We start from the raw sequence: 11,995 nt of genomic DNA on the forward strand, positions 1-11,995 counted from the left end.
GTTGCGTGAAACAACAACCCGATTTTCACCGAACGTGCATCCATGGCGAGGTCGAGGCCGAATTTTCGTGCTGAGTGCACGCTCGCCCGCTACCTTCTCGGTTATGAGTCGGTGGGTGGCGTCGATGTGTCTCGCCCTGGCGTTGGTGGGATGCGCGTCCGGGCATCCACCCGCGCCGCGGCCGATGCTGACGTATCTGGGCCAGTCGCAGGTTCCGTTCGACGCCACCTTCGACGGCACCGTCATCGGCGGGCTGTCGGCGCTCAGCTACGACCCGGGCCGCCAGCTGTATTACGTGATCAGTGACGATCGCTCCAAGAAGAATCCGGCCCGGTTCTACACGGTGCAGTTGTCCCTGTCGGACAGGGGAATTGACCACGTCACGTTCACCGGCACCCATCCGCTGCTCGACCCGTCCGGCCGGCCGTTCCCGCCGCTCAGGGCGGATACCACGCCGCCGATCGTTCCCCCCGACCCCGAAGGCATCGCGTTCGATCCCGCCCGGCAGCGGCTGTACTGGTCCTCCGAAGGTGAGCGGCTCACCGCCGGCCCGGTGTTGCTCGACCCGTGGATCCGGACCGCGGCGCTCGACGGTGCCTACCTGGGCCAGTTCACCCTGCCGGCCAATCTGGCGATGTCGGCGCAGCGCGTGGGCCCGCGCAGAGACAGGGCGCTGGAGGGCCTGGCGCTGACGCCCGACGGCCGATCGCTGTTCGCCGCGATGGAGGCCCCCGGCTACAACGACGGTCCGCTCAGCGGCGGCGGCCCCCGCATCCTCCCCCGGATCACGAAGTTCGACGTCGCGCCCGGCGCGGCCACGGCCCAATCCGCGTCCCCGAGGGAGCCGCCGGCCCCGCCCGCCGATGTCAACGGTGTCTCCGATCTGGTCGCCCTGTCGGACACGACCTTCTTGGTGATCGAGCGATCGTCGGCCCTGCCGCCGACGGTGCGGATCTACCGCGCCGAAATCGGTGCGGCGACAGACGTTTTGACCACCCCGTCGATGGAGCACGCGGCCGTGACGCCCATGACTAAAACCCTGGCGGTCGATTTGTCGTCCACGCCGGGACTGTCACCGCTGGACAACGTCGAGGGCATCACGCTGGGACCGAAGCTGCCCGACGGTCGCCAGTCGGTGGTGCTGGTCAGCGACAACAACTTCTCGCCCCGCCAGGTCACCCAGTTCCTGTTGTTGGCGATGTGATGCGGGCCCGGCCGGGCTCGGGCCGCAGCCGGTAGAGGGTGAAGCCCGTCGCCGCCACGCCGAAGAGCACCAGCATGGTCATGTCGAACACCCACCAACCGCTGTAGTGGGTCCACGTCTGGGAGTCGGCGGCCAGCGCGTCGACCCTGCGCAGGTCGACCGTGGACGCCGACGCGGCGAAGCCCCATCGGGCGGGAACGAACCAGGAGATCTCCTGGAAGCCCCACTTGCTCACCAGCTGGACGAGGCTCCCGTTGAACAGCGCCGACGCCAGGATCACCGGCAACAGCAGCGGCAGGACCTCACGCAGCCGAGTGCCCAGCGCCGACAACGCGAGCCCGATCACCGCGGACACGATGGCCGTCACCGCCACGCTCACATAGAGCTCGAGCGTGGCGTCGTGCAGCAAGGCGGCGCCGCGCGTTGGACCGCCCTTCTCGGCGACGACGATGGCGAACACGACTGCCGTCAACAGGGCCGCGGCGACGCCGAACACCAGGATCTTGGCGGCCAGGTAGGCCGTCGTCGACATCCCGAGAGCCTGCTCGCGCCGGAAGACGTGCCGCTCGCCCACCACGGCCCGGATCGTCAGCGCGGTGCCGATGATCACCGCGGCGACGTTGAGGGCGGCCAGGAGCTCGATGGCTTCGTGCGGGTGGGCGGCGCCCGCCGGTGGCCGGGCCAAGCCCGAATCGCCCGGGATCAGCAGCGTCGCTCCCGCCAGCAGGAACGGCAGAATCGCCAAGAACACGAAGTAGAGCCGGTCGGCGAAGATCAGCCTGACGTCGCGGCGGGCCAGCAGCCGGACCTGCCGCGCCATCGGGGGTTCGGCGGGCGGCGGCGACGGGGCGGCCACCTCGGGCGGCGCCGTCAACGCCGACGCCGATGGGCGGGCACGGAACGCACGGTGGGGTCCGCCGGGATCGGCGCCCGCCCGGGCGAGCACCGCGGACCAGTCGGCCGTGCCCATCGCGGCCTCGATCTGCGCGGGCGGCCCGAGGAATGCCGTCGTACCGGCCGAGGTGAGAACCAGCACCTGATCGCACAGGTCGAAGTCGGTCGACGACGTCCGCGATGACGCGGCCGCCACGACCACGCAGCCGATGTCGGCCTGGCGCCGCAGCATCGCCATCACGTGGCGCTGTTGTTCGGCGTCCAGGCCGGCGCTCGGCTCATCAACCACGAGCAGCGTCGGCCGGGTGACGAGCTCGACCGCCAGCGCGGCGCACCGGCGCAGCTCGGGCGGTAGCTTGCCGATCCGGGTGGCCCGGTGCGGTGTCAGCTCGAGTTCCTCGAGAACCTGGCTGACCACGCGGTCTCGTTGCTCGGTCGAAACGTCCTGCGGCAGGCGCATTTCGGCGGCGTATCGCACGACCCGTTCGACGGTCAGCTGCCGGTGCAGGCGGTCGTCGGGCGACACGATGCCGATGCGGCTGCGCATGGACTGCGGCTCGGCGTGCACGTCGTGGCCGTCGACGGTGACGCGGCCGGAGCTGAGTTGCCTGGTGCCGGCGAGCAGTCCGAGCAGCGCGGAGTTGCGCGCGGCCGAGGGCCCGACGACCGCGGTGAACGTGCCCGGACGCGCCGTGAAGGAGATATCCGACAGCGTCTCGCGCCCGTCGACGGTGAGTCCGAGCCGGTACGCGGCGACTCCGACGGTGCGGGCGTCGGCCTTGAGCGGCAGGCGGTAGGTGGCGTTCGGCTCCGCCGGGCGAATCGAAGGACGCGCGACGCGCAGTTTCGAGGTGACCATCCGTTCGATCAGCCCCGGACCGCCCGTGTCCTGAGCGGGCGGCGCGGGGTGCGGCTGAGCGGCACGACGGGCATCCGCTGCGTCTCGCGCTGTGTCGGGGCCCGCAGGGTGGGGCCGTGCGGGCGGGGCGGTGGCGGCGCGACCGGAAAAGGAGGCGGCGGGTGAGCCCCGGGCCGGGGCGCCGGGCGCTGAGCCGGGGCCGGCGGACCTGCGGGCTGCGCGATCTGGAAGACCAGCCGCGGGCCCCGCTGCGGATCACCGACACTGATCGCCTGGCCGTCGCGGATGTTCACCGTCGACGCCCGCGCGCCGTCGACGAAGATCCCGTGGTGGCTCAGGTCGATGGCCACCCACTGGGTGCCGGCGAACCGCAGCACCATCTCCGGCCCGGGCGGTGGCGGCGGCGAGCCCGGGTTACCGAGGCGCTCGAGGGCGATGTCGCAGCCCGGGCCGTAGCCGACGATCACGTCGCGCCCCGGGGCGAAGTCGAACCTCATGGGCCCGACCCACACGGTCAACGGGGAGGCCCTGAACGCGGAAGCCTCGGTCCGCATCGCCCGCCCCCTTTCGTCACCGGTCAGCTCGACTTAGTGTCTACCCGCTGGCCGCGGCCTCTTCACCGGTTTAAGCCCTCACAGCGTGCTACGCCGCCCGGCCGGCGACGCATTGTCGAGGAGCCGGCGCAATACCTGGACCGCGTCCGTGAGCACCCGGCGGTCGCCCGGTTCGAGGAGCGCGAGTTGGGGTTCGATCGCGGCGGCGCGGTCGGCGCGGACCGCGTTGAGCATGCGTTTGCCCTGAGGGGTGATGCGGATCCGGACGGCGCGCGCATCCCCCGGGTCGATGGTCCGGGTGACCAGGCCGGCCTCCTCGAGCCGGCGCACCTGGGTGGTCATGGTCGGTTGGGAGCAGTGGTCGACGGTCGCGAGATCACCGATGCGGGCTTCCCCGTGAGCTTCGATCGTGGCGAGCAGCCTGGCCTGCGCCGCGGGCAAGGGCATCTGGATGCGCTGGGTGGCCAGCCGGTTGAGCCGCGCCACCACGGCGAGCAGATCCGCTCCCAGCTGCTGGGCCTCGACGTGTGCGGTATCGACAACTCTGTCCATGTGCCCATCGTTCCATAGCTTTGCTAACTGAGACGAGAGGCGCCGGCCCGAACTGGGCCGGAAGTCACGAAGTGTATGACGCGACTCGGCGCGGCGGGCTGGCACAATCAGTGAAGTGAATGCCCGTCGCCCCGTCCGTTCGCACCATCGGGGTGGGCCGTTACGACCGGCCGAATTGGCACAGGCCTCCGTGATGGGGGCGCTGTGCGCGGTGATCTCGATCGTCGCCGGGGTGATCCCGTTCGCGCAGGGTTTGGCGCTGTTGGGCACCGTGCCCATGGGGCTGCTGACCTACCGTTACCGCCTCCGGGTGCTCATCGCCGCGACGTTTGCTGCCGGAACTCTGGCCTTCCTCATCTCTGGATTGGGCAGTTTCCTGACCGTCATCAACTGCGCCTACATCGGCGGATTGACCGGAATCGTCAAACGCCGGGGCAGGGGCACACCGACCGTGACGTTCGCGTCCCTGATCGCCGGCTTCTTCGTCGCCGTCGCCACGGTCGGCATGCTGGCGGTGCTGAATCGGTTGCGCCATCTGATCTTCCAGGTGATGACCGCCAACGTGGACGGTGTCGTGGCGTTCCTCGACCGGGTGAATCTCGGGTGGCTCGGCGTCGACGTCAAGCGGGTCTTCGAATTCGGGTTGCAGTATTGGCCGTGGCTGATGCTCGGCTATGTCACCTACGGCGTCGTGGTGTCGTCGTTGATCGGTTGGTGGGCGCTGTCCCGCCTCCTGGATCGGATGGGCAACGTTCCGGATGTGCACAAACTGGACGCTCCGGACGAGCCGCCCGACGCCCCGATCGGGCCCGTGCCGGTGCGGCTCGACAAGGTGCGGTTCCGCTACCCGCACGCCCAGCAGGACGCGTTGCGTGAGCTCAGCATGGAACTGCAAGTCGGAGAACACGTTGCCGTCATCGGCGCCAACGGGTCCGGCAAGACCACGTTGACGCTGATCCTGGCGGGCCGGCCCCCGACATCGGGCACCGTGCGGCGCCCCGGAGCGGTGGGGTTGGGCATGGTGGGCGGCACGGCGCTTGTCCTGCAGCACCCGAAGAGCCAGGTGTTGGGCACCCGGGTGGCCGATGATGTCGTCTGGGGGCTGCCGCCGGGCACCGCGGTCGACGTCGACCATTTGTTGCGCGAAGTAGGGCTCGAGGGTTTCGGCGAACGGGACACCGGAAGCCTGTCCGGCGGGGAGTTGCAGCGCCTCGCCCTCGCCGCGGCGCTGGCCCGAGAACCGGCGCTGCTGATCGCCGACGAATTCACCAGCATGATCGACCGAGAGGGCCGTAACGTCTTGTTGAACGTGCTGTCGGGCCTTCCCCAACGGCATCGAACCGCCCTGGTGCACATCACGCATTTCGACAACGAGGCCGCGTCGGCGGACCGGACGATCAACCTCAGCGATTCCCCGGACAACACCGTTGTGGTTGGGGCTCGAACAAGCCGGTGCTCGAAATCATCGGCGTCGGACACGAATACAACAGCGGGACACCGTGGGCGAAGACCGCGCTGCGCGACATCAACCTCGTCGTGGAGCAGGGTGACGGGATCTTGATTCACGGCGGCAACGGCTCGGGCAAGTCGACGCTGGCGTGGATCATGGCCGGGCTGACCGTTCCCACCAACGGCGCCTGCTTGATCGACGGCGAGCCCATCCGGGAGCACGTCGGCGCGGTGGCGCTGTCATTTCAGACGGCGCGGCTGCAATTGATGCGCAGTCACGTCGGCCTGGAACTTGCCTCCGTGGCGGGCTTTTCCGACGATGACGAAGACCGGGTGGTCGCCGCCCTTGCCGCGGTCGGGCTGGAACCCGCGATGGGCAAGCGGCGCATCGATCAGCTCAGCGGCGGCCAGATGCGGCGGGTGGTCCTGGCCGGCCTGCTGGCGTGTTCGCCGCGCGTGCTGATCCTCGACGAGCCGCTGGCCGGGTTGGACGTCGCCAGCCAGCGGGGCCTGCTGCGCGTGCTGGCGGATCTGCGCCGTCACCGGGGCCTGACCGTAGTTGTCATTTCCCACGACTTCGTCGGTTTGGAAGCCGTGTGCACGCGGACCGTGCATCTGCAGAAGGGCGCGCTGCAAGCGGTGTCGGCCACCGCCGCGGCCGGGGGTGTGGCGTGACCGTAACCTCCGCCTCGGCCCCCAGGAGGAGTCGGCGCACCTACCGGCCGGTGGTGCTATTGGTTCCGGTGCCGGGCAGGTCCCCCATCCACAACCTGTGGGCCGGAACCAAACTCCTGGTGGTCTTCGGTGTTTCGGTGTTGCTCACCCTGTTTCCGGGCTGGGTGACCATCGGGTCGGTGGCGGCGCTGGTGCTGGCGGCGGTCTGGATCGCTCACATCCCGCGGGGGGCGCTTCCGTCGGTTCCGCGGTGGCTGTGGATCCTCCTCACACTGGGTTTCGTGACCGCCGCGCTGGCCGGTGGTAGTCCGATGCTGACCATCAACGGGGCCCACATCTGGCTCGGCGGGGCGTTGAACTTCCTGCGGATCTCCACGTTATCGGTGGTTCTGCTCGGGCTGGGGGCGATGGTGTCCTGGACCACCAACGTCGCCGAAATCGCGCCCGCCCTGGCGATTTTGGGCCGCCCGTTCAAGTTGTTGCGGATTCCGGTGGACGAGTGGGCGGTGGCCCTGGCCCTGGCGCTGCGTGCCTTCCCGTTGCTGATCGAGGAATTCCAGGTGCTCTACGCCGCCCGTCGACTGCGGCCCAACCACATGCCGACGAGTCGCAAGGCGCGGGTCAGGCAGACGGCGGGTAACTCGATCGATCTGGTCGCCGCCGCCATCGTGGTGACCCTGCGCCGGGCCGACGAGATGGGCGATGCGATCACCGCTCGCGGCGGCATCGGCCAGCTCTCCGCCGATCCGGCACGGCCGAAACTGGGGGACTGGGTCACGCTCGGCGTCACCGTCGCGGTCAGCGGTGCTGCGGTGGCGATCGAGACGATATTCCACCTGACGGCCTAGGCCCTCGCGTAGCGTGAGCGGGTGGCCGACATCCACCGGACTCGCGCGATCGCGGCACGCATCGGCGACGTCTGGGAAACACTCGCAGACTTCGGGTCGATCAGTTCGTGGGCCGGCAACGTCGATCACTCGTGCATCTTGTACTCCGGGCCCGACGGACCCGGCGTCGGCACGGCCCGCCGGGTGCAGGTCAAGCGCGACGCCCTCGTCGAGCGCATCACCGAATTCGACCCGCCCCGCGCCCTCGCCTACGACATCGAAGGCCTGCCACGCCGCCTGCGCAGGGTGTCCAACCGCTGGACGCTGGCACCCGCCGGCGGTGATTCGGCCGCGACCACCCTGGTGACCCTCACCAGCACCGTCGAAATCGGCCCGCACGCAACGCAACAGCTGGCCGAAGTTGTCCTGTGCCGCGTCCTCGTGCGACAGTCCGAGGCGATGCTCGCCGGCCTGGCGAATCGATTGGAGCACGCTGGTGTCTGATCGCCCCGACGTCGTCATCATCATGACCGACGAGGAACGCGCGGTGCCGCCGTACGAGGCCCCCGACGTGCTCGCGTGGCGCGACCGGACGCTCGGCGGCCGCAAGTGGTTCGACGACCACGGCGTCAGCTTCACCCGGCACTACACCGGATCGCTGGCCTGCGTGCCAAGCCGCCCAACGATTTTCACCGGGCACTACCCCGACCTGCACGGCGTCACCCAGACCGATGGCATCGGAAAGACCGCCGGCGATTCGCGCATGCGCTGGTTGCGCCAGGGTGAGGTGCCCACACTGGGCAATTGGTTCCGCGCCGCCGGATACGACACCCATTACGACGGCAAGTGGCACATCTCGCACGCCGATATCACCGACCCTTCGACCGGCCGACCGCTGGCCACCAATGACAAGAACGGCGCCGTCGACGCCGCCGCGGTGCGGCGCTACCTGGCCGCAGATCCGCTGGGGCCGTTCGGTTTCTCCGGGTGGGTCGGTCCGGAGCCGCACGGGGCGGCATTGGCCGACGCCGGCGTGCGCCGCGACCCGCTGATCGCCGACCGGGTGGTCGCCTGGCTGGCCGATCGTTACGCCCGCCGCCGCCAGGGCGATCCCGCCGCGTTGCGTCCGTTCCTCCTGGTGGCCAGCTTCGTCAATCCCCACGACATCGTGTTGTTCCCGGCCTGGTCGCGCCGGAGCCCGGTCAAGCCGTCGCCGCTCGACCCGCCCGCGGTGCCCGCCGCGCCCACCGCGCAGGAAGACCTGTCCACCAAGCCGGCGGCGCAGATCGCGTTCCGCGAGGCCTATTACTCCGGCTACGGCCCCGCACCCGCGATCGAGCGGACCTATGAGCGCAACGCGCAGCGCTACCGCGACCTGTACTACCGGCTGCACGCCGAGGTGGACGGCCCGCTCGATCGCGTCAGGCGGGCGGTCACCGAAGGCGGTTCGGGCGACGCGGTATTGGTGCGCACCGCCGACCACGGCGACCTGCTGGGCGCCCACGGCGGCCTGCACCAGAAGTGGTTCAACCTGTACGACGAGGCCACCCGCGTTCCCTTCGTCATCGCGCGCATCGGCGAGCGGTCGACGCGGCCACGCCGCGTCACGGCGCCGACCTCACACGTCGACCTGGTCCCCACCCTGCTGGCGGCGGCGGGCGTCGACGTCGCCGCGGCGGCCGCCACGCTGGCCGAGTCGTTCTCGGAAGTGCACCCGCTGCCCGGGCGGAACCTCATGCCGATCGTGGACGGCGCGGCGGCGGACGAGGCACGCGCCGTCTACCTGATGACCCGCGACAACATGCTCGAAGGGGACAGCGGCGCATCGGGATTGGCGCGGCGGCTGAAGCGGACCGTCGATCCGCCCGCGCCGCTGCGCATCCGGGTGCCGGCCCACACCGCCTCCAACTTCGAGGGGTTGGTGGTCCGCGTCGACGAGACGGCGGCCACCGGTGGCGCGGGCCACCTGTGGAAGCTGGTGCGTACCTTCGACGACCCGAGCACCTGGACGGAGCCGGGGGTGCGGCACTTGGCGGCCAACGGGCTCGGCGGAGACGCGTACCGCACGTCCCCGCTCGACGACCAGTGGGAGCTGTACGACCTCACCGCCGATCCGATCGAAGCCGTCAACCGGTGGGCCGATCCCGACCTGCATGCCCTGCGCGCGCACCTGCGAGCGCGGCTCAAACACGTCCGGGCCGACTCCGTTCCGGAGCGAAACGTGCCGTGGCCCTACGCCTCTCGCCGCCCATCCGGCGCGCGGCCGTCGATGCTGAAGCGGTTGATCGGCAACGTCGTGACGCCGCGGCGCCCGGGCTAAGTCCGCATCCGGTCGATGAGGTTCGACAACACCACGATGCTCTCGCTGCGCTCGATGTCCGCGCTCGACCGGATCCGCTCGAGGGCGGCCTCCAGGTGGCGCATGTCGCGCGCCAGCACGTGCAGGATGGCGTCCGACGTGCCGGTCACCGTCGCGGCGCTGACCACCTCGGGCATGTCCACCCAGGCCGCCCGCAGCCGGTCCGGCGCGATCGTGCCGTGGCAGAACACCTGCACGTAGGCTTCCGTGTTCCAGCCGAGCGCATTGCGGTCGACGATCGTGGTGAAGCCCTTGATGACGCCGGCGTCGAGCATCCGGTCGACGCGCCGCTTGACCGCCGGGGCAGACAGATTCACCTTTTCGCCGATCTCGGCGAACGTTGCACGCGCGTGCTCGGTCAGCTCGGCCAGGATGCGGGCGTCGGTCTCGTCGAGGCGCTCCATCACCCTTCCCTTCGATCGGGCGCAATGAATCGGTGGCGAAGCCACTCTTACGCAATAAATCGCCTATAGACACGCAATATATAGCGTTTGATTGTGTCAGGATGCCGAAATACCGTTGATCTATGACGGAACAATACGTGGTGGCGGCCGGGTCCGGCTCGGCACCCGGCCGCCGGGTCCGCACGCCCCGCGCCCGCCGGTACGCGATGACGCCGCCGGCGTTCTTCGCCGTCGAGTACGCGATAAACCCCTGGATGGACGTCGCCACACCCGTCGATGTCGGCCGCGCGCAGGCCCAGTGGGACGACCTGCGCACCACCTACCTTCGGTTAGGGCATCAGGTCGAGGTGATCGGGCCGGCGCCGGGGCTTCCGGACATGGTCTACGCCGCCAACGGCGGATTCATCGCCGGCGATGTCGCGATCGTCGCGAGGTTTCGATTCGCGGAGCGGGCCGGCGAGTCGCAGGCCTACGCCCAATGGATGTCTTCGCTCGGGTACCGGCCCGTGTCCACCCGTCACGTCAACGAGGGGCAGGGCGACTTGCTGATGATCGGCGAAACGGTGTTGGCGGGCTACGGCTTTCGCACCGACCGGCGTGCGCACGCGGAGATTTCCGCGGCGCTGAGGGTGCCGGTGGTCTCGCTGGAGTTGGTCGATCCGCGCTTCTACCATCTCGACACCGCGCTGGCCGTACTCGACGACCATACGATCGCGTTCTACCCGCCGGCGTTCAGCACCGCGGCGCAGGACCAACTGCGCGCGCTGTTTCCCGACGCGATCGTGGTCGGCAGCGCCGACGCGTTCGTGCTGGGCCTCAACGTCGTCTCCGACGGACTGCGCGTCGTCCTTCCCTCGGCCGCAACGGGTTTCGCCGGGCAATTGCGCGACGCCGGCTTCGAGCCCGTCGGCGTCGACCTGTCCGAGCTCCTCAAGGGTGGCGGCTCGGTCAAGTGCTGCACATTGGAGTTGTTTCCATGACGATCCTCGACGCCCGGACGTCCACCCGAACGCAGGCCGCGATCGGCCTGGTCGAACGCCATGCCGCGCACAACTATTCGCCGTTGCCCGTGGTGGCGGCCAGCGCCGAGGGTGCCTGGATCACCGATGTCGAGGGCCGGCGCTACCTGGACTGCCTGGCCGCCTACTCGGCGGTCAACTTCGGCCATCGCAACCCCGAGATCACCGCGACGGCCCATGCGCAGCTCGACACCGTCACGTTGGTGAGCCGCGCGTTCCACTGCGACACGCTCGGCCCGTTCTGCGCCGCCCTCGCGCGGCTGTGCGGCAAGGACCTGGTGTTGCCGATGAACTCGGGCGCCGAAGCGGTGGAGAGCGGCCTCAAGGTCGCACGCAAATGGGGTACCGACGTCAAGGGCGTCCCCGACGGACGGGCCAACATCATCGTGGCGGACAACAACTTTCACGGCCGCACGATCAGCATCGTCGGCTTCTCCTCGGACCCGACGGCGCGGGCGGGATTCGGACCGTTCACCCCCGGGTTCCGCTCGGTACCCTTCGGCGATGCCGCCGCACTGGCCCGCGCCATCGATGACCACACCGTCGCGGTGCTGCTCGAACCGATCCAGGGGGAGGCGGGCATCGTCGTCCCGCCCGACGACTACCTGCCGACGGTCCGCGCGCTGTGCAGCAGGCACCGCGTGCTGATGATCGCCGACGAGATCCAGTCCGGCCTGGCGCGCACGGGGCACACCTTCGCCTGCGACCACTGGGGCGTGGTGCCCGACGTCTACCTGCTGGGCAAGGCGCTGGGCGGCGGCGTGGTCCCGCTGTCGGCGGTCGTCGCCGACCGCGAGGTCCTGGGCGTGCTGCACCCCGGCGAACACGGCTCCACCTTCGGCGGCAACCCGTTGGCCGCCGCGATCGGCAGCACGGTGGTCGCCATGCTGGGCCGCGGAGAGTTTCAGGCCCGCTCGGCGGAGTTGGGCGCGCGCCTGCACGCGCGCCTGCGCGAACTGGTGGGCCACGGTGTGCGGGCGGTGCGCGGGGTGGGCCTGTGGGCCGGCGTCGACATCGACCCGGTGCTCGGGACGGGCAAGCGGATGAGCCTTCGGCTGGCCGACCGCGGTGTGCTGGTGAAGGACACCCACTCCTCGACGCTGCGGTTCGCGCCCCCGCTGGTGATCAGCGCGCAAGAAATCGACTGGGCGGTTGAGCAGTTCGCTATGGCGTTGCGGGAGGCTGGCCCATAATCAGCT

Annotated in this window: 10 protein-coding genes and 1 pseudogene; 7 read left to right on the forward strand and 4 right to left on the reverse strand. The window is 69.8% G+C overall.

Features of this window, described 5'->3' with window-relative positions:
* The first annotated feature begins 103 nt into the window (after positions 1–103).
* A complete protein-coding gene (locus C1737_RS02570) occupies positions 104–1,204 on the forward strand; it encodes an esterase-like activity of phytase family protein (protein ID WP_233214627.1) in 1,101 nt (366 codons plus the stop codon).
* Here the strand turns inward: C1737_RS02570 and C1737_RS02575 are convergent.
* The 3 genes from C1737_RS02575 to C1737_RS02585 all read right to left on the reverse strand — a co-directional run bounded on the left by C1737_RS02575 (position 1,176) and on the right by C1737_RS02585 (position 4,063).
* Positions 1,176–2,957, reverse strand: coding sequence for an ATP-binding cassette domain-containing protein (locus C1737_RS02575; protein WP_102417133.1), 1,782 nt, complete (start codon positions 2,955–2,957; stop codon positions 1,176–1,178). The genes C1737_RS02570 and C1737_RS02575 overlap by 29 nt on opposite strands.
* A gap of 8 nt (positions 2,958–2,965) precedes the next feature.
* Positions 2,966–3,511: a hypothetical protein gene (locus tag C1737_RS02580; protein WP_102417134.1), complete on the reverse strand. Its 546-nt coding sequence runs from the start codon at positions 3,509–3,511 to the stop codon at positions 2,966–2,968.
* A 78-nt stretch (positions 3,512–3,589) separates the two neighbouring features.
* A complete protein-coding gene (locus C1737_RS02585; RefSeq protein WP_067918292.1) occupies positions 3,590–4,063 on the reverse strand; it encodes a MarR family winged helix-turn-helix transcriptional regulator in 474 nt (157 codons plus the stop codon).
* 115 nt (positions 4,064–4,178) lie between these two features.
* On the opposite strand from C1737_RS02585, the pseudogene C1737_RS02590 reads away from it, so the two are divergent.
* The 4 genes and pseudogenes from C1737_RS02590 (at position 4,179) to C1737_RS02605 (ending at position 9,334) form a co-directional block, all read left to right on the forward strand.
* Positions 4,179–6,187, forward strand: a pseudogene (locus C1737_RS02590) (ATP-binding cassette domain-containing protein).
* Complete coding sequence (locus C1737_RS02595) at positions 6,184–7,035, forward strand: CbiQ family ECF transporter T component (RefSeq protein ID WP_102417135.1); 852 nt, start codon at positions 6,184–6,186, stop codon at positions 7,033–7,035. Before C1737_RS02590 ends, C1737_RS02595 begins: the two are co-directional and overlap by 4 nt.
* A gap of 21 nt (positions 7,036–7,056) precedes the next feature.
* Entirely contained in the window at positions 7,057–7,518 is a 462-nt protein-coding gene (locus C1737_RS02600) for an SRPBCC family protein (protein WP_102417136.1), read from the forward strand.
* Positions 7,511–9,334, forward strand: coding sequence for a sulfatase-like hydrolase/transferase (locus C1737_RS02605; protein WP_102417137.1), 1,824 nt, complete (start codon positions 7,511–7,513; stop codon positions 9,332–9,334). The genes C1737_RS02600 and C1737_RS02605 overlap by 8 nt, the downstream gene beginning before the upstream one ends.
* Here the strand turns inward: C1737_RS02605 and C1737_RS02610 are convergent.
* On the reverse strand, positions 9,331–9,777 hold the full coding sequence (locus tag C1737_RS02610) for an Lrp/AsnC family transcriptional regulator (RefSeq protein WP_067918302.1): 447 nt from the start codon (positions 9,775–9,777) through the stop codon (positions 9,331–9,333). The genes C1737_RS02605 and C1737_RS02610 overlap by 4 nt on opposite strands.
* A gap of 122 nt (positions 9,778–9,899) precedes the next feature.
* Between C1737_RS02610 and ddaH the strand changes: the two genes are divergently transcribed.
* Both ddaH and rocD read left to right on the forward strand, forming a co-directional pair.
* Positions 9,900–10,757 (forward strand): dimethylargininase, encoded by an 858-nt coding sequence (ddaH, locus tag C1737_RS02615; RefSeq protein WP_102417138.1) that lies wholly within the window; start codon positions 9,900–9,902, stop codon positions 10,755–10,757.
* On the forward strand, positions 10,754–11,989 hold the full coding sequence (rocD, locus tag C1737_RS02620) for an ornithine--oxo-acid transaminase (protein ID WP_102417139.1): 1,236 nt from the start codon (positions 10,754–10,756) through the stop codon (positions 11,987–11,989). The genes ddaH and rocD overlap by 4 nt, the downstream gene beginning before the upstream one ends.
* Positions 11,990–11,995 lie beyond the last annotated feature (6 nt).

Source organism: Mycobacterium sp. 4858 (genome assembly GCF_900240975.1).
Lineage (GTDB): Bacteria > Actinomycetota > Actinomycetes > Mycobacteriales > Mycobacteriaceae > Mycobacterium.

Coding starts and splice junctions, on each gene's coding strand:
- rocD (WP_102417139.1), top strand. CDS start 10,754: ATGACGATCCTCGACGCCCGGACGTCCACCCGAACGCAGGCCGCGATC.
- ddaH (WP_102417138.1), top strand. CDS start 9,900: ATGACGGAACAATACGTGGTGGCGGCCGGGTCCGGCTCGGCACCCGGC.
- C1737_RS02580 (WP_102417134.1), bottom strand. CDS start 3,511: ATGCGGACCGAGGCTTCCGCGTTCAGGGCCTCCCCGTTGACCGTGTGG.
- C1737_RS02610 (WP_067918302.1), bottom strand. CDS start 9,777: ATGGAGCGCCTCGACGAGACCGACGCCCGCATCCTGGCCGAGCTGACC.
- C1737_RS02585 (WP_067918292.1), bottom strand. CDS start 4,063: ATGGACAGAGTTGTCGATACCGCACACGTCGAGGCCCAGCAGCTGGGA.
- C1737_RS02570 (WP_233214627.1), top strand. CDS start 104: ATGAGTCGGTGGGTGGCGTCGATGTGTCTCGCCCTGGCGTTGGTGGGA.
- C1737_RS02575 (WP_102417133.1), bottom strand. CDS start 2,957: ATGGTCACCTCGAAACTGCGCGTCGCGCGTCCTTCGATTCGCCCGGCG.